The organism is Gemmatimonadaceae bacterium (assembly GCA_030647905.1).
In the GTDB taxonomy this organism is placed as follows: domain Bacteria; phylum Gemmatimonadota; class Gemmatimonadetes; order Gemmatimonadales; family Gemmatimonadaceae; genus UBA4720.
The window spans coordinates 124,588-142,122 of sequence record JAUSJA010000030.1 but is presented as its reverse complement, the minus strand read 5'-3'; the positions used below and the strand labels follow the sequence as shown (position 1 = coordinate 142,122).

At 64.1% G+C, this 17,535-nt stretch carries 15 protein-coding genes and 1 riboswitch; all 15 genes read left to right on the top strand.

Translation table 11 applies throughout. The features are described 5' to 3' along the window. Positions 1 to 28 precede the first annotated feature (28 nt). The 15 genes from Q7S20_11035 to Q7S20_10965 all read left to right on the top strand — a co-directional run bounded on the left by Q7S20_11035 (position 29) and on the right by Q7S20_10965 (position 17,535). Positions 29 to 2,443, top strand: a complete 2,415-nt coding sequence (locus Q7S20_11035) for a DNA translocase FtsK (protein ID MDO8502367.1) — start codon at positions 29 to 31, stop codon at positions 2,441 to 2,443. Between the two features lie 437 nt (positions 2,444 to 2,880). Next, positions 2,881 to 3,258 (top strand): YraN family protein, encoded by a 378-nt coding sequence (locus tag Q7S20_11030; protein ID MDO8502366.1) that lies wholly within the window; start codon positions 2,881 to 2,883, stop codon positions 3,256 to 3,258. Between the two features lie 138 nt (positions 3,259 to 3,396). Continuing rightward, positions 3,397 to 4,440, top strand: a complete 1,044-nt coding sequence (gene recA / locus Q7S20_11025) for a recombinase RecA (GenBank protein MDO8502365.1) — start codon at positions 3,397 to 3,399, stop codon at positions 4,438 to 4,440. Positions 4,441 to 4,578: 138 nt separating this feature from the next. Beyond that, positions 4,579 to 5,040: a regulatory protein RecX gene (locus tag Q7S20_11020; GenBank protein ID MDO8502364.1), complete on the top strand. Its 462-nt coding sequence runs from the start codon at positions 4,579 to 4,581 to the stop codon at positions 5,038 to 5,040. A 320-nt stretch (positions 5,041 to 5,360) separates the two neighbouring features. Next, a riboswitch (cyclic di-GMP riboswitch) is annotated at positions 5,361 to 5,437 on the top strand. An 81-nt stretch (positions 5,438 to 5,518) separates the two neighbouring features. Then, on the top strand, positions 5,519 to 6,316 hold the full coding sequence (locus Q7S20_11015; protein ID MDO8502363.1) for a hypothetical protein: 798 nt from the start codon (positions 5,519 to 5,521) through the stop codon (positions 6,314 to 6,316). A 98-nt stretch (positions 6,317 to 6,414) separates the two neighbouring features. After that, positions 6,415 to 9,198, top strand: a complete 2,784-nt coding sequence (gene alaS / locus Q7S20_11010) for an alanine--tRNA ligase (protein ID MDO8502362.1) — start codon at positions 6,415 to 6,417, stop codon at positions 9,196 to 9,198. 5 nt (positions 9,199 to 9,203) lie between these two features. Next, positions 9,204 to 9,527 carry a hypothetical protein gene (locus tag Q7S20_11005; GenBank protein ID MDO8502361.1) on the top strand — a complete coding sequence of 108 codons (324 nt, stop codon included), beginning with the start codon at positions 9,204 to 9,206 and terminating at the stop codon, positions 9,525 to 9,527. Further along, positions 9,524 to 10,495, top strand: a complete 972-nt coding sequence (locus tag Q7S20_11000; GenBank protein MDO8502360.1) for an asparaginase — start codon at positions 9,524 to 9,526, stop codon at positions 10,493 to 10,495. The genes Q7S20_11005 and Q7S20_11000 overlap by 4 nt, the downstream gene beginning before the upstream one ends. Beyond that, positions 10,496 to 11,773: a hypothetical protein gene (locus Q7S20_10995; GenBank protein ID MDO8502359.1), complete on the top strand. Its 1,278-nt coding sequence runs from the start codon at positions 10,496 to 10,498 to the stop codon at positions 11,771 to 11,773. Beyond that, positions 11,773 to 12,300 carry a hypothetical protein gene (locus tag Q7S20_10990; GenBank protein MDO8502358.1) on the top strand — a complete coding sequence of 176 codons (528 nt, stop codon included), beginning with the start codon at positions 11,773 to 11,775 and terminating at the stop codon, positions 12,298 to 12,300. The genes Q7S20_10995 and Q7S20_10990 overlap by 1 nt, the downstream gene beginning before the upstream one ends. Next, a complete protein-coding gene (locus tag Q7S20_10985) occupies positions 12,297 to 13,019 on the top strand; it encodes a ZIP family metal transporter (GenBank protein ID MDO8502357.1) in 723 nt (240 codons plus the stop codon). Before Q7S20_10990 ends, Q7S20_10985 begins: the two co-directional genes overlap by 4 nt. Before the next feature lie 22 nt (positions 13,020 to 13,041). Continuing rightward, a complete protein-coding gene (locus Q7S20_10980) occupies positions 13,042 to 14,403 on the top strand; it encodes a replication-associated recombination protein A (protein ID MDO8502356.1) in 1,362 nt (453 codons plus the stop codon). Positions 14,404 to 14,447: 44 nt separating this feature from the next. Then, a complete protein-coding gene (locus Q7S20_10975; protein ID MDO8502355.1) occupies positions 14,448 to 14,927 on the top strand; it encodes an LEA type 2 family protein in 480 nt (159 codons plus the stop codon). 144 nt (positions 14,928 to 15,071) lie between these two features. Further along, positions 15,072 to 16,283 carry a GTPase HflX gene (gene hflX, locus Q7S20_10970; protein ID MDO8502354.1) on the top strand — a complete coding sequence of 404 codons (1,212 nt, stop codon included), beginning with the start codon at positions 15,072 to 15,074 and terminating at the stop codon, positions 16,281 to 16,283. Positions 16,284 to 16,752: 469 nt separating this feature from the next. Continuing rightward, on the top strand, positions 16,753 to 17,535 hold the full coding sequence (locus Q7S20_10965) for a CpsB/CapC family capsule biosynthesis tyrosine phosphatase (GenBank protein MDO8502353.1): 783 nt from the start codon (positions 16,753 to 16,755) through the stop codon (positions 17,533 to 17,535).

The window sequence follows — 17,535 nt, the reverse complement described above, 5'->3', positions numbered from 1 at the left end:
GAAGCAGAAGTGAAGCTCGAGGACTGATATGGCGACAACATCGCGAAGATCTTCAAAGACTCGTCCCACGGAAAAGCGCTCGCTGAAGCAGGGTTCGGGGACGACCTCGTCGTCTGTGCTGCGGCGCGAGCTCTGGGGAATCGCGCTCATTCTCTTCGCAATATTCCTCGGCGGTGCACTGGCGATGCAGGGCGTCGCGATGTTGCGCGGGCAGGTTGACGTGCGGCAGAGCTTCGGATGGGCGGGAAGTCTCCTTGCATATCCGATGGCCCGCCTCCTCGGCTGGCCTTCGGCGGCTCTCATTCCCATCGCCCTCGCGGCGCACGCGCTGCGGCTGTTCGGACGGCTCGATCAGAGAACGGACAGGTCGTGGATGGTATTCCTTCTCGGACTCGTCGTGCTGCTGCCTGTCGGGCTCGGACTGGCCGAGGGCGGCCTGCGCGACGCGACAGCTCTGTCCGGATTGTGGGGCAGCTTCGCAGCGTTCTATCTGCTCCAGTTCGCCGGTACCGCGGGGGCGTGGATACTGGTCGCGCTGTCGCTGAGCGCTCTCATGGCGGCGACGCTGTCGTGGAATCCGATCCGGGCGATTGTCGGGCGCAGTCCAGATCGTCCGGCTGCCTCTGATGAGAATGCAGAGACGCCCGAGGCGAACGTCGAACCGGTTTCGCCACGCCGCGATCGTGCGCAGCTCCCGCCCGAGCCGACCCCCGAGGAGATGCCGGCGCTGGACATCGCATTGATGAACGGCGCCGGGCCCGAGGATGAATCCTCCGCGCTGCGGGCCGACAGAAAGAAGCGTGAGAAGAAGAGCAAGGCGGACCTCGCGACCGAGCATGACGAGCGGATCGCGGCCGCGATCGAATCCACCGCCGGCAGCGTGCCCGGTGCCGACGATGATCTTCCATCGCCGGATCTGCTGACACCGGCGCCGCCGCGCTACGTTGATCTCGGCAACCGCGAGCTCGACGCGATGGGTGTCAAGCTCATGGACGCGCTGCGCACGTTTCGGGTCGAGGGCGAGCTGGTTGGCCGCACGACGGGACCGGTCGTCACGCAGTTCGAGATCGTGCCCGCGGCCGGAGTGAAGGTGCGGCAGTTCGCGACACTGGCGAACGACCTCGCACTGGCGATGCGCGCGCCGAGCATCCGCATCGTCGCGCCCATCCCGGGGAAGGGAGCGGTGGGAGTCGAAATTCCGAATCCTACAGCGGAGATGGTTGCGTTCCGCGAGATGCTCGAATCGCGTGACTATCAGCGGATGCCGGCGGCGCTGCCCATCGCGCTCGGCAAGGATCTCGAGGGGAAGCCCGTCATCGCCGATCTGGCGAAGATGCCGCACCTGCTCATTGCCGGCGCGACCGGGTCGGGGAAATCCGTCTGCATCAATACGCTGATCACCAGTCTCATCTACCGCCACACGCCGAAGACGCTGCGTCTCCTGATGGTGGACCCGAAGATGGTGGAGCTGTCGGTGTACAACGCGCTTCCTCATCTGCGACATCCGGTCGTCACGGATAATCGAGACGCCGCTGCGGTGCTCCGGTGGGCGAAGGATACAATGCAGGAGCGATATGAGCTCCTGGCCGCGAACGGTGCGCGAAACATCCAGGACTTCAATCGCAAGGTCGAAGACGGCATCCCGCTCCGGAACCCGAAAGACCCGAGCGTCGCGTTCGAGAATACGGAATACAAGGGGGGGATTCTCCCGTACATCGTGCTCATCATTGACGAGCTCGCCGATCTGATGATGACGGTGCAGGCGGAGATCGAGACTCCGCTGGCGATTCTTGCGCAGAAAGCGCGCGCCATCGGAATCCACATCATCCTCGCGACGCAGCGGCCGAGCGTGAACGTGCTCACTGGCCTCATCAAGGCGAACTTCGCGAGCCGCATTGCCTTCCGCGTCGCGTCGCAGATAGACAGCCGCACGATTCTCGACACGATGGGCGCGGAGTCGCTGCTCGGCAACGGTGACATGCTGTTCGTTCCCCCGGGCAAGTCGGAGCCGGCCCGTCTTCAGGGTGCGTTCATCTCGAGCGAGGACACGGAGCGGCTGATGAAGTGGTACGAGGACAAGAAGACCCGTCGTCGCGCGATGGCCGAGGCGCGGGGTCTGTTGGTCGAGGAGCCGACGGAGTCGGACATTCTCGAGATGATCCGGAAGAAGGAGGCGGAGGAAGCGGTGGGCGGCGGTAACTCCGGAGACGAGGACGGCGATCGCGACAAGCTGTTCCGCGAGGCGGCCGAGGTGGTGATCCAGCACCAGCAGGGATCCACATCATTGTTGCAGCGTCGCCTGAAGGTCGGATATGGTCGCGCCGCTCGCATTATTGATCAGCTCCAGTCGGCGGGCGTGCTTGGACCGCCTGATGGATCGCGGCCTCGTGATGTCCTGGCCGGGCTCGACGATCTCGACCGTATTTGCGGGCCCCGCGTTTAGGGCGGCAATGGCCCGCTACCCGCTACCCGCTACCCGCTACCCGCTACCCGCTGCCCGCTGCCCGCTGCCCGCTGCCCGCTATCCGTTGCACGTTTCCCGTTTCCCGTTTCCCGTTACCCGCTGCCCGTTGCCCGTTGCCCGAATGTCAGATTGTCGCGTGCCGACGGACATCGTCGAGGGAAGCTGGCGCAATCTTGAAATGATGACCGAGCAGGATTTCACTGCGTTGTTCGCTCGCAGCGGGTAGCGGGCAACGGGTAGCGCGTAGCGGGCAACGGGCAACGGGCAGCGGGCAGCGGGCAACGGGTAGCGGGTAGCGGGTAGCGGGTAGCGAAGGGGTCCCGGCGCCCGACGACCAAACACGGATGCAAGCTTTCGATCACGCGAGCAACAGGCTGGCGTCTCGCCACTAAAACTGGAAGCTACGTTCGACAGCCATGACAGCGGCGCGTCAGGCGTTGGGCGAGCGAGGGGAGCGGATAGCGGAGGAATGGCTGGTCGCACGCGGATGGCGGGTTCTCGAGCGTAGATTCAGGAGCGGACACCGCGACATCGATCTTGTCGTCGAGCGCGTCGGCGGTGAGGGACGCATGATCGCTTTCGTCGAGGTCAAGACGCGGGTGTCAGCGGCATTCGGGGGCCCGCTCGCGGCGGTGCACTGGCGAAAGCAGCGGGAGATGGTGCGGGCCGCACGTGACTGGATCGGCCGGTCGCGGCAGGCGGGGGACGTTTTCCGGTTCGATGTCGTTGGGATCGTGTACGGATCGGGGACCCCCGAGATCGTGCACATCGAAAACGCGTTTCAGGTGAGATGAATCTTGATTATCGGCGCGATCTTCGTATTTTATTCGGGTAGCAGTTTTGGGTGTTCGGAGGGCACTTTGGGGGCCCCGCGGACGACTGTTCGAGCCTGATGCGCCACGGTATTCAACGACAACGAGAGGACGGATGAGATGGCGGTTTCGGTGATGGGGGAAGACAAGAAAAAGGCGTTGAACCTGGCTATCGCGCAGATCGAGAAGACCTGCGGCAAGGGTTCGATCATGAAGATGGGCTCGGACGCGCGAGTGCGCATTGATGCGATTCCCACCGGGGCGATCAACCTCGACGCGGCGATCGGCGTGGGCGGAATTCCGCGTGGCAGAGTGACGGAGATCTACGGGCCCGAGTCGAGCGGCAAGACGACGCTCTGCCTGCACGTCGTCGCGAACGCGCAGCGCGCGGGCGGTGTCGCCGCGTACATAGACGCCGAGCATGCGCTGGACATTGACTATGCGCAGCGGCTGGGGGTGGACATTGACAACCTCCTCGTGTCGCAGCCGGATACCGGCGAGCAGGCGATGGAGATCTGCGAGATCCTCGTGCGTTCGGGTGCGGTGGACGTGGTGGTGATCGATTCCGTGGCGGCGCTCGTTCCGCGGGCGGAGATCGAGGGCGACATGGGCGACTCGCATTTAGGCCTCCAGGCCCGCCTCATGAGCCAGGCGCTCCGGAAGCTGACGGGAGCCATCGCGCGCTCCAAAACATCTGTTATCTTCATCAACCAGCTCCGCGAGAAGATCGGCGTGATGTTCGGGAACCCCGAGACGACCACCGGCGGAAAGGCGCTCAAGTTCTACGCTTCCGTCCGGCTGGACATCCGGCGGATTGGGCAGGTGAAGGAGAAGGAGGAAATCATCGGCTCGCACGTCCGGGTGAAGGTCGTAAAGAACAAGGTGGCCCCCCCGTTCAAGCAGGCCGAATTCGATATCATGTACTCGGAAGGGATCAGCCACGCGAGTCTGGTGCTGGACATTGCCGCGGAATCTGGTATCATCGACAAGTCGGGTGCGTGGTACAGCTATGGCTCCCAGCGGATCGGGCAGGGCCGCGAGAACGCCAAGATGTACCTGAAGGACAACCCTGCGCTGCTTGCGGAAGTGGAAGAGAAAGTGAAGACCGTGCTCGGGATTCGCTCCGGAAATAGCGAGAGCGAGCCGGACACGACGGAAGAGTAGATAGCGGCGCCCATTGGAGGTCACGGCTACCAATTGGCGTCCGCGAGGGGTCGGATGAGAGTTCGGATCTGCGGAGGCCCGGTGTTTCCGCAGGTAAGAGCGTCTCATTCGGCCCCGACTCTTTTTCGTGGATGAGAGATGGCCGGCAGCGCCTACGACTACGCACTCAACCTCCTCTCGGCGCGCGCGTACACGACCCGCAATCTTCGGCGGAAGCTCGTGCAGAAGCAATTCGATGCGACGGCGGTGGAAGCCGCGATGGAGCGGCTGATCTCGAGCGGCCTGCTCGACGACTCGCGGTACGCGGCGGAGTACGCGAGGCAGAAGCTGGTGCATGGGGGCGCGTCAGTTCGGCGGGTCGAGCAGGACCTGGCGCGGAAGGGAGTCGCCCGCGACTTGGCGAAGCGCGCGGCGGCCTCTGTGATGGACGAGGAAGCCATTGACACGTCCGTGGCGGTGCTCAGGGCGGCTCAAAAAAAGCTTGCCTCGCTGGGCGATCTGGAGCCCGTGGTGAAGCGTCGGAGGGTGTTCGCGTTTCTCGCGCGCCGGGGTTTCGAGCTCAACGAAATAAACGCCGCGATCGATCGGATATTGTTGTAGCTACAGGGAAGTCGGTTTTCCCCATCACAAATATGGGCTAATACGTCTTTTCAAGGTTGCTTGCAACAACATTCATCAGTTTGCGTATTGACAGCCAAACGGTGGGTCAGTAAAAGTTTGCTCGTTGCCTTGTTCGACCAGACTCGTCGGAGGGCGAGAAATTTTCGAAAGGGAAGCAGAACTAAAATGGCTTGCACGAGCGGCTGTCCGGGTGGTCCGGTTCAGTCGGTCGGGAAACGTGCAGGCGACGCATGGAGCGAGGCGCGCGGGGGATCGGCGCTGCTGAGCCAAGGATGTAACTGATCTCGCGCGTTATTCTCCTACGATAAGGGCACCCCGGTCGCGAGGCCGGTCCGCAAAGCCAAGGATCTCATTCGGAGACTGCCTGGCCGTCGAAAAGGATCGATCGGCGAAAGCCGACCAACCTTTTACGATTCGGGAGTGGATGTATGAAAAGATTTTTACTCTGCCCCTTGCGGTGCTTTTCTTCGCCGCCTGCAGTGACTCCACTGCGCCAGCAAATCAGCCTGATCTGAGTCCCAGCTACGCGAAGCCGGCTCCCCCGACGACGGTGGAGCCAGCGATTGGTAACCTCACCGACGCTGTGTACCGCTTCACCTCCGGCACCGTCGATGTTTCGGCTGGCACCGGAATCGGTGAAGACACGGACAACGCCACCTTAGCGTCGTCGTCGGCCGATATCCAGTACGCGCCGAGCAACTCGTTAAATGGCTTCATTGGCCGATACAACAACACCCATACGCGGACGCTGGTCGTTTTCCCTACGGCCGGATCAAAATACACGGCTGATTTCGACCTGTACGTCATCGGCTCGTGGGACGGAAAAGGCAAGCAGGCCCAGCATGGCGTGTTCCTGGCGAACGTCTTCCAGGTTGCGTATCGCTGTGGCTTAGATCCGACCGTCCATCCGATCTTCACAACGACGTTCTCTAATCAGTACACGGTACAGCAGGACTTCCCGAACGCGTACGGCTTGGGCGGCTTCAAGGCTGGTACGGGCTCAGTCCCGAACAGCATTGACGCGCTTGGCTACAGGGACGCGCTTGACGCCGATGGTAATTTGCTTTCGAACACACCGACGTTTCGCAGCTTCGGTGACGTGACCTATCACTTCACCTATACGCTCACGAACGAATGCGGGGGCGCTACCGGCACTGCGCCGACGTTCGTGTTCAGCACCACCGCCCCGGGCCAGCAGTCGAACTACGACGAAAGCTGGGGCCTCGACAACATCATCCTGAAGGCCGATCGCTGATCGACCGCAACATCCTGAGAGCAAAAGCGGGGACCTTCGGGTCCCCGCTTTTGCTTTAGCAGGTGAGTCATCTTTTCGCCCCGGCTATATTTGGAGCCATGCAGGCATCCGAAATTCGCACACGATTCCTTCAGTACTTCGAGCGCCAGGGCCACGCCATTCGCCCCAGCGGCTCGCTCGTGCCCTCCGACGACCCGACGCTCCTCTTCGCCAACGCCGGGATGGTGCAGTTCAAGCGCCTCTTCCTCGGCCTCGAGACCCCCGCCTTCGGCAGGCGCGCCACGACTTCGCAGAAATGCGTCCGCGCCGGCGGTAAGCACAACGACCTCGAGCAGGTAGGCCACACCGCCCGCCACCACACCTTCTTCGAGATGCTCGGCAACTTCTCGTTCGGCGACTACTTCAAGCGCGACGCGATTCGCTACGCCTGGGAGTTCCTCAGCGGCGACCTGAAAATAGACCCGAAGCACATCCGCGTCACGGTCTTCGAAGAGGACGACGAAGCGCGCTCCCTCTGGCACGAGATCACCGGGCTGGCGGACTCGCGCATCTATGGGCTCGGAGCGCACGACAACTTCTGGCAAATGGCCGACACGGGACCGTGCGGACCGTGCTCGGAGATCTACGTGGACCTCGCGCACGTTGCAGCAGACTGGCGCTTCCCCGCGGGTGCCGCTGGCGAGTGGACCGATCTCGAGCGAACGGAATTCTCGCGCGACGCTTTCGTCGAAGGCGCCGAGGCGGGACGGTTCCTCGAGATCTGGAATCTGGTTTTCATGCAGTTCGACCGGCAGGAGGACGGAACGCTCGTTCCGCTCCCCAAGCCATCGGTTGATACCGGCATGGGCCTCGAGCGCGTCGCCGCAGTGCTCCAGGGTGTCACCAACAACTACCACACCGACCTCTTCGCGCCGCTCATATCGCAACTGGAGTCGGTGAGCGGGATTGCCTATCGCGGCAGGGAATCAGACGAATCGTACTGGTTCGACCTCGGCCCCACCGCCAAGTCCGACGGCGCGCGCTCGGCCGCCGTGAAGACCGGCAATCGCGTGAACGTGGACCCGGCTTCGTTCCGCGTCGTCGCCGATCACGCACGCGCGGTGGCGTTTCTGCTGGCGGACGGAGTTTTTCCGTCGAATGAGGGACGCGGCTACGTGCTGCGCCGCATTCTCCGACGCGCCGTGCGCCACGCATGGCTCCTCGGACGCGCGTCGCCGACGCTGGTGGACGTGGTTCAGCGTGTCATCGAGATGATGAGCGACGTGTATCCGGAGCTGCGCCAGCGCGAGCGCCACATCATTGATACGACCCGCGCCGAAGAACAGCGCTTTCTCGCCACGATTGACGGCGGAATGCGTCGGTTCGACGAGCTCGCGCCCGAAGACACTACGCAGGGGTCCGCCGAGGTGAAGGGCACGATCCCGGGCGAGGACGTATTCAAGCTGTATGACACGTTCGGCTTCCCGATTGATCTCACCGAGCTGATGGCGCGCGAGCGCGGCTACACGGTGGACTTCGCCGGATTCGAGTCGGCGCTCGCCGCGCAGCGCGCGCAATCGCAACAGGAGCGCAAGTCGAAGAAAATCGGAATCACCGCGGATGACCTCGCCGACACGAGCTGGGTTCCAGCGGATCCGGTCACGTTCGTCGGCTACGATCGCATCGCCGCGGATACAGAGGTCACGGCGATTCGCGAGCTGCCGGAAGGACGCGTCGCGGTGATGCTGCGCGAGACACCGTTCTACGTTGAATCGGGCGGGCAGGTGTCGGACCGCGGCTCGATAGTCGGAGAGGGATGGAGGATTGATGTGGACGAGGTGAGGCGAATCGCGGGAAAGGCCACCGCGATAGGCAAGGCGGAAGGTGCCGTCTCCATGGGACCCGCCACCGCGACTGTTCCGCGCGATGCGCGGCTGGACACTGAGCGCAATCATACCGCCACGCACCTCCTCCACGCGGCGCTCCGTGCGGTGCTTGGCGAGCACGTGCATCAGGCAGGCTCGCTTGTTGCTCCCGATCGGCTCCGCTTCGATTTCACGCATCACGGCCCGATGACGGACGCGCAGGTCGAAGAGGTCGAGGACATGGTCAATCGCGGCGTGCTCGCCGCAATTCCCCTCGGCGTCCAGCAGCGGCCCTACGCCGAGGCGGTGGCGGGCGGCGCGATGGCGCTGTTCGGGGAGAAGTACGGCGACGTCGTACGCGTGGTCACTATCCCGGGCGTATCGGCCGAGCTCTGCGGCGGCACTCACGTCCGCAACACGGCGGAGATCACGCTGTTCCAGGTGGTGAGCGAGACGGGAGTCGCCGCAGGCGTGCGGCGTATCGAAGCCGTGACGGGTCCGCGCGCGTACGAGATGGTTACCGGGCGCCGCAGGACGCTCCACGACGTCGCCGGGCTGCTGCGCTCGTCGCCCGCGGCGATCGTGAAGCGGCTCCAGGGTGTTCTCGACGAGCGCCGCTCGCTGGAAAAGAAGCTCGACGAGGCGATGAAGAGCGGCGGATCGAGCGGCATGCAGCAACTGATAGATCGCGCCACGAAAGTGGACGGCGTGACGGTTGTCGCGGCTGCCGTGCCGGCGATGGACATGAAATCGCTCCAGGCGCTCGGCGACGCGCTTCGTGAGAAGATGGAAAGCGGAGTGGCGGTGCTGTCCGCGTCGTTCGACGATGGGAAGAACTCGCTGCTTGGAATCGTCACCGACGATCTGCGCGAGCGCGGCCTGCGCGCGGATGCGATCATCCGCGACGTGGCGGCTATCGCGGGCGGGCGCGGTGGCGGCAAGCCGCACATGGCGCAGGCGGGGATCCCGGATGCGGAGAGACTTCCTGAAGCTCTCGCGGCGGTTCCCGGCGTGGTGCAGGCTCACCTCGCGCGCTGAGTCGAATGCCTGACGCGCGTGCGTCCATCCGGGTGCGTGACTGGCTTGCGTCGCGATCGCCCGCTCCGCCGCCGGCACTTGCGCGTCGCCTCGCCCAGGTCGTCGGAGATCGCACCGAAAAAGATATGGCCGGCGTCTCGTCGTCTCTCGTCGAAGCCGCCGAGCATCTTATGACGCACCTGGGCGACGACCGCGCCGCTGCGCCTGATCTTCTCGCAGCGGACGCGTTGATCACGTATGCGATGGAAGTGGCCGCAGACGATTGCGGTGATGTTGAAGCGATTGCCACTCTCTGCGTCTCTGCTCTCTCTGCGTCTCGCTGTAAATGATTGTCATCCTCTTCACCGGCGGAACGATCGCCATGCGCAACGATCCGGACGGAAGCGGCGCTGTGCCATCGCTCACGGCGTCCGAGATCCTCAACGCGACGCGCGGAATCAACGCGGTCACCGGCGTCGAGACCGAGGAATGGGGGGCGTTTCCCGGTCCGCACATGACTGTCGAGCGCATGTGGGCGCTTCGCAACCGCATCCGCGAGCACATCGCGCGCCCCGAGGTCACCGGAGTCGTCGTAACGCACGGCACCGACACGCTCGAGGAGTCGGCGTATCTCGTCGCGCGATCACTGCCCGCCGAGAAGCCGGTGGTGTTCACCGGAGCGATGCGCACGGTGAGTGATCTCGGATGGGACGGGCCGGCGAATCTTCTCGAGGCGGTGCGCGTTGCGGCAAGCCCGGAGACACGCGGCTTCGGCGCGATGGTCGTGATCAGCGGACAGATCTTCGCCGCGCTCGACGCGACGAAGACGAACACTCATCTGCTCGACGCCTTCGAAAGTCCCGGCTTCGGCCCGCTCGGCGTGCTCGATGAGGGCGAGCTGATCGTGCATCGCGAGATGCCACCGATGCCTCCCATCGTCAGTCCTGCCGAGCTTGCGACGCCAGTTGATATCATTTTCGTCGCCGCTGGGTCCGACGCGCGGCTGCTCGATGCATCGCGACAGGTCGCGCGCGGCGTGGTCGTCGCCGCGATGGGGCGCGGCAATGTGCCGCCGGCGCTGGTGCCCGCGATCGAGCGGTGGATCGCCGACGACAAGCCGGTAGTGATCACCTCGCGCACGCAGGGCGGACGTGTAGGTCGCACGTACGGCTACGCCGGAGGCGGGCGTCGCCTCGAGGAGATCGGCGTGATATTCGGCGGCTCGCGGCGGGCCCAGCAGGCGCGCATTGATCTCATGCTCGCGCTCGGCGACGGAATGTCCATGGAACGCACACGCGACCTGTTCAGGGACGGCTGATTGATCTCGAAGCTGTCGCCTCCGCCGGCCGTACTTCGCATCGCCAGGACTCTGGAGAAAGCGGGCTACGAGACGTGGTGCGTGGGCGGTGCGGTCCGCGACGCACTTCTCGGGCATCCCCATCTCGACTGGGACCTGGCGACAGCCGCGCACCCGCAGCAGATACGCAATCTCTTTCCGCGCACGGTGCCGGTAGGCATCGCGTTTGGCACGATCGGCGTGCTCGATGAGTCCGGCATCATGCACGAGGTCACCACTTTTCGTCGAGACGTGCACACAGACGGCAGGCACGCGGAGGTCGAGTTCGGCGCATCACTCGATGAAGATCTGGCGCGGCGCGATTACACGATCAACGCAATCGCCTATTCACCGAGCAGGAAACTGCTGAGCGATCCGTTCGGCGGTCAGTTGGACCTGGAGCACAAGGTCGTGCGCTCGGTAGGGCAACCGGAAGAACGGATGCGCGAGGACCGGCTTCGCGCCCTTCGCGCGCTTCGATTCGCTGCGCGATTCGGTTTCCGCATTGATACCGCCACCTGGGACGCGATCGTCGCCAGTGCGCCGCTTCTCGGCCGGCTGTCGGCAGAGCGAGTGAAGCAGGAGATCGAGAAGACGTTCGACCAGGTGCGGCTCCCCGGCGAGGCATTCGCGAAGTGGCAGGCCAGCGGAGCGTTCGCGACGCTTATTCCGACGCTTGCGGACATCACGCCCATGGAGCTCGCCACTCTCGATCATCTCTGCATGCCCGGCCCAAGGGGGAGACCGGGCCGGAGGATGATGCGGATGATCGGGCTTTTCTCGGCGGCTCCCGCGGGAAGCGTGCTGGAGACTCTCAAGGCGCTCCGCTTCTCGAATTCCGACGCCGCGTGGATATCCTCGATCGTGTCGCACTGGAGCTCGATGGAGGCGGAGATGCGTTTCGCGATGACCGAAGCGACTCCCTCCGATGCCGTGCTGAGGCGATGGGCGGCGATGACCGGTCGCACGCGTCTTGCCTCTGTTCTGCGGCTGGCCGACGCCCGCTGGCACGCCGAGCGCAATGCCGGCATCCTGGCGCCCTCGAAGGCACATGTGGCGTCGGTGTATCGCCGGGCAATTCGCATTGCGTACCACGATCCGATCGAGATCGGTGATCTGGCGGTGAACGGACGGGATCTCGAGCGTATCGGGATCACCGGTCCGGCGGTGGGAGAGACGTTACGCACTCTGCTGGAAACGGTTATCAATGACCCGGCGTCCAATTCGCGCGAGAGTCTGCTGAACATGGTGAAACGATAATGCTTTTTCGCGGCAGAAATCCCGATGCAACCGTGTGGAAGCGCTTTCGATCGGGGGTGGATGGCTTCACCTTCGGCAAGGAAGGCGAGTTCTACGAAGCCTATATCGGTGCCAACGCCGAGCGTGTCGTGGACCTCTTTTACACGCTGAGCGAGTTGTTGCCGCCGGCGATTGATACTGTTGTCTCCGACATGCGCACAGAGGCGACTTGGAAGGGCGAGAGCATCGCCCTGCCTGACGTGCGCGACGCGGTCGCGCGGCTCAAGGTGCCGCTCGCGACGTACGGCGGCGTCGAGATCTCGCTGTACACTCCCGACGACCAGCTCACTCTCACGCCGCAGCTGGAGCTGTTCATCTATGCGCGCTCCGACCGGTGGCTCTATCTCCTGCAGGGGAAGGGGCTGGAGGAAAGGGCGGCGCTCGCCGACCGGTCGTGGCGAACGCAGGCCTGGGATCGCGCGCCGGCGCCGACGCTCTCGGCGGCAATCGCTGCAGCGGCTGAGCGACTCTCCCTGACTCAGGCGTGAATCGCACGGCGGTCGCGTACACGCTGATCGCGGCCGCGGCGAACGTCGCCGGGTCCGCGGCGGTCACGTCGCGCTCACGGTGGAGCGTGCCCGCGCTCGAGAAGCTGATCGCTCTCTCGGCGGGATTCATGGTTTCGGTGGCGCTCCTCGATCTCGCACCGGAAGCGATCGAGCAGCGTGGCGCCGCCGCCGGTCCGCTGATACTCATCGGATTCCTGCTCGTGCATCTCACGCAGCACACGCTCGTGCCACATTTCCATTTCGGCGAAGAGGTGCACGAGGTTACGCGGGCGGTGAGCATGTCGGCGCTCGCCGGGCTTCTCCTGCATACGTTCGTGGACGGTGTCGCCATCGCCAGCGGATTCCAGGTGCGCGCGTCGCTCGGCTTTCTGGTCTTCATCGCGATTCTGCTGCACAAGCTGCCCGAGGGACTGGCGATATCGAGTCTGTTCCTGGCGTCCGGCGCATCGCGAAAGCGCGCGCTGTTAGCCGGCGCGTCGCTGGGTGTTGCGACCATCGTCGGCGGGCTCCTGACCGAATTCTCGTCTGCTCTCGCGTCGTACGGTCTCGCGCTCGCCGCCGGCGTCAGTCTTTACGTGGGGGCGTCGAATCTCGTGCCAGAGTTTCAGGCCAAGCGCGACTGGAGGTTGCAGGGGAGCTTCTTCGCCGGGTGCGCGCTCTACATTCTGGCGCGGAACCTGATAAGGATTTACGTGTGAGGAACCCTTCAGGGTCGGCCTGATGCCGAAGAAATTCCGCCGGCCGCCCGCGGGCGCGGGCGAGCGAGAGGCGTCGCTGTTCACGCCGCCGGCGTCGGCTCAGCCACTGGCCGCGCGCATGCGTCCGCGCGACCTCGATGAAGTCGTCGGCCAGCAGCATCTGATCGCGCCCGGCAAGACGCTCCGCGACGCAATCGAGAAGGGCGCGATCGGCTCCATGGTCTTCTGGGGACCGCCCGGATCGGGTAAGACAACGATCGGCTGGCTGATCGCGCGGTACACCGACCGTGAGTTTGTTCCGTTCTCCGCGGTGACGGAAGGCGTGCCGCGCATTCGCGAGATCATCGCGGCGGCGGAAGAACGGCTCGAGCTCGGCCGGCAGACGATTCTGTTCGTGGACGAGATCCACCGTTTCAACAAGGCGCAGCAGGATGCCTTCCTGCCGCATGTCGAGAGCGGAACGATCTCGCTCATTGGCGCGACGACGGAGAACCCGTCGTTCGAGATGAACCGCGCGCTGCTCTCGCGGATGCGCGTGTTCGTGCTCGAGCCGATATCGCCTGACGATCTGCGTCAGCTCGTGATCCGCGCGCTCACCGACAACGATCGTGGGCTCGGCGCGCTGGGCCTCGATGTTGACGATGACGCCATCGAGCTGATCGTAGTCGAGTCGGATGGCGACGCGCGGCGCGCGCTCACCGTCCTCGAGGCGGCGGCGATCCAGGCGGGGAATGGGGGCAGAATCACCGCGGCCGGCGCGCGCGATGCCATGCAGAAGCGGTTCGCGCACCACGACAAGAGCGGTGAATCGCACTTCAACATGCTGTCGGCGCTGCACAAGTCGCTACGCGGCAGCGACCCGAACGGCGCGCTCTATTGGATGGCGCGGATGATCGAAGGCGGGGAGGATCCGATGACGATCTTCCGCCGCGCGATCGCGATGGCCGCGGAGGACATCGGCCTGTCCGATCCGAATGCGCTCCAGCTCGCCATCGCGGCGCGCGATGCGTACCACATGCTCGGTCCGCCGGAAGGTTATCTCCCGCTGTCGGAGATGATCATCTATCTGGCGACTGCGCCCAAGTCCAACTCGTCGTACCGCGCGCTCAACGCCGCGCTGGAGGCGGCGCGCGCCACACCGGGCGAGCCCGTGCCGATGCACATCCGCAACGCGCCAACGGGGCTGATGAAGGAACTGGGGTATGGAGAGGGGTACCAGTACGCTCACGGCGTCCCCGCGGCATACATCCCGCAAGAGTATTTGCCGGACAAGCTGAAGGGGACGGTGTTCTACGAGCCCGGTCCATTCGGATTCGAGAAGGAAATAGCGAAGCGGCTGGCATGGTGGGCCGAGCTTCGGGAACGGGTAACGGGTAACGGGTAGCGGGTAGCGGGTAACGGGTAGCGGGTAACGGATAACGGGGGTTAATGATGCGAAGACATTTTGCTGTAGCAGCGCTGGCGGCGCTGGCGCTGGGTGGCTGCGCGAGTCTCGGACTTGGCGGATTCAAGGAGCCGATCGTGCATTTCAACGACGCGAAGATCCGCGGCCTCGGGCTTAGCGGCGGCGCCATGGACATCGTGCTGAGCGTATACAACCCCAACGGGTTCGATCTCAACGCGACGCGGTTGACGTACCGTCTTCTCGTCGAGGAAAAGGAGCTCGGCACCGGCGCGCTCGATCACGCGTTCAAGGTGAACAACAATGACTCGACGTACGTGACGATTCCGGTGGACTTCACCTATGCGGGACTCGGCACGGCGGGAAGGCAGCTGCTCACGAGCGGCGTGATCAACTACCGCGTGCTCGGCGACTTTACAGTGAGCACGCCGATCGGCAGCTTTACGCGTCCGTACGATCAGCGGGGGCGTTTCTCCAGCTTCGGCGGCCCTTCACAGAGCAGGTAGCCAACGTCGCGAGAACTGATCGAGCTGACGGCCCCTGTCGAGAGAGTATTCCTCGTCGGGGCGCAGCTCAAGCGGCCTTCGGGCCGTAATGATGGTAACGCGCTCACACCCGGCGCAGGCGCGGGCACATCGCGCGGACAGGTCATGTCCGAGCACCTCGAGGAGCTGGCCGAACTCGTTGACACCGCCGGCGGAATCGTCGTCGGGCAGCTCACGCAACAGATAGACAAGCCGAATCCGGCGACATATCTCGGCAAGGGAAAAATCGAGGAACTCACTCAGCGCATCGCCGACACCGAGGCGACGCTGATCGTGTTCGATGACGAGCTCACGCCCGCGCAGGGAAAGAACATCGAGGACGCGACCGGCAAGCGCGTGATGGATCGCGCCGAGCTGATTCTCGACATCTTCGCCACGCGCGCGAGGTCGGCGGAAGCGAAAACGCAGGTGGAGCTTGCGCAGCTCGAGTACATGCTGCCGCGCCTGATGCGCATGTGGAGCCACCTGGAGAAGTTTCGCGGAGGCATCGGAGTGCGCGGTCCCGGCGAGACGCAGCTCGAGACCGACCGGCGGCTGATCAACAATCGCATCCGCCTTCTCAAGCAGCGCCTCGGCGAAGTGCAGAAGTCCCGCGAGGTGAGGCGCACGTCGCGCAAGGGCCAGTTCCGCGCGTCGCTGGTCGGCTACACGAACGCCGGCAAGTCGTCCATCCTGCGAGCGCTGTCGGGCTCCGAATCGGTATTCGTCGAGGACCGCCTTTTCGCCACGCTCGATCCGCTGACTCGCGAGATACATCTCGCGGAGAACACGTCGGTGCTTCTCACCGACACGGTCGGATTCATCAGGAAGCTTCCGCACCATCTCGTGGCGTCGTTCCGCGCGACACTCGAGGAAGTCGCCGAAGCTGATCTGTTGCTGCACGTCATTGACGCGAGCCATCCGTCATGGGAGGATCAGCGCACCGTCGTGAATCAGGTGCTCGCCGAGATCGGAGCGAGCCACACGCCGACGCTCTACGTGTTCAACAAAATCGATCGGGTGCCGCACGACGAGCTCATCGCGCTGGAGACGAGGATACAGAACCTCGTACCGGGCTCCGTTTTCGTGTCAGCGGTGACGGAGGGCGGGCTCGAGCCGCTCAAGCGCGCGCTGCTGGCGCAGGCCAGGGCGCGCCGGGCTCTCTCGGAGATCAGGCTGCCGCTGCATGACGGAAAGCTTCTCGCCGAGATTCATCGCGAGGCTGAGGTTCTGGAGCAGCGGCACGAGGGTGAGGAACTGGTGCTGACGGCGCGTTTGGACGAGGTGCTGGCGGGACGGCTGAGAAGGGCGGGCGCGGGGGTTACGGCGGCGGTCTGAGGCCCGCGAGATCCAGTCGCGACTATATAATGCGTAGTCTCCAAGGGGCGGTAAACTCAAGGCCCCATGCCTTCCTCGGCGCGGCTGCGGTTGCCTGCATTCTCTTCATCAGGACGCAGCCACGATTCACCGTCTCCGTGGCTGGGTCTCCGGCGAAGTTGTCCACCACGATGACGTCGAAGCGTGGATAATCCTGCCCCGCGCTTGCCGCGGGGCAGCGGTCCAGCTCATCGGGCCTTCCGAAGGTCGGTACGACGACCGAACAGGTAAGCTGGGACGCGGGCTCGGGGGAATCGTTCACGGTGCGGCTCAAGATGAGTCACCTTCCTGGAGTGTCGGCTGTGCGGAACGGGATCGTGAATACCGCTTCAGCAAAACGGGGGCACATAGGGTATCGACCTCCGTGCGGGAAGCGTGATCGCGTCGAGTTTCATCAGCAGGGAACTCCTGGAATTAGATTGCGAACCTGATGTTCGACTTTCATAACCATCTCATGCCGGGCGTCGACGACGGCGCCGTGGATATCAAGGAATCGCGGTCCGGACTGGCCACCATGCTCGAGCAGGGCGTCACGACGATCGTCACGACGCCGCACATTCGGGCATCGCTCACCGGTCGGCCCCGCGAGCTGGAGAGTTACCTTGGCCAGCTAGATGAAGCATTTGCTGCTCTCGAAAAACTTTCCGTCGCCGAGTTCCCAGCGGTGCGCCTGGAGAGGGGCGTGGAGATGATGCTCGACGTTCCGTCACCATCATTGACGGACCCGCGACTTCGTCTCGCAGGAACGCGATTTGCGCTCGTCGAGTTTCCCTTCATGAACGTGCCTCCCAACAGCACGATGCCGATCCGGTCGGTGGTGGGGCAGGGGGTGACGCCCATCATCGCTCACCCCGAGCGGTACGCGGACATGGGTTCCAACGTCGAGCTGATCGAGGCATGGCGCGAAGCGGGTGCGCTGATCCAGGTCAACTGCGGGTCGCTTGTCGGGCAGTACGGCGCCACCCCGAGACGGCTTTCATGGCAGATCCTGGAAAGCGGATGGGCGCACTATCTTTCGAGCGACTATCACTCGAGAGGGCGGTGCACCATTCAGCAGTGCTCAGCCGCGATGCTCGAGAGGGGTGGAGCGGCCCAGCTTCGCGCGCTCACCGTGACGAATCCCGAGCGGATTCTGAGATCGGAAGATCCGATCGACGTTGATCCCCTGGAGCCGGTGCAGCTCGGTTTCTGGAGAAAGGTTTTCGGGCAGTAG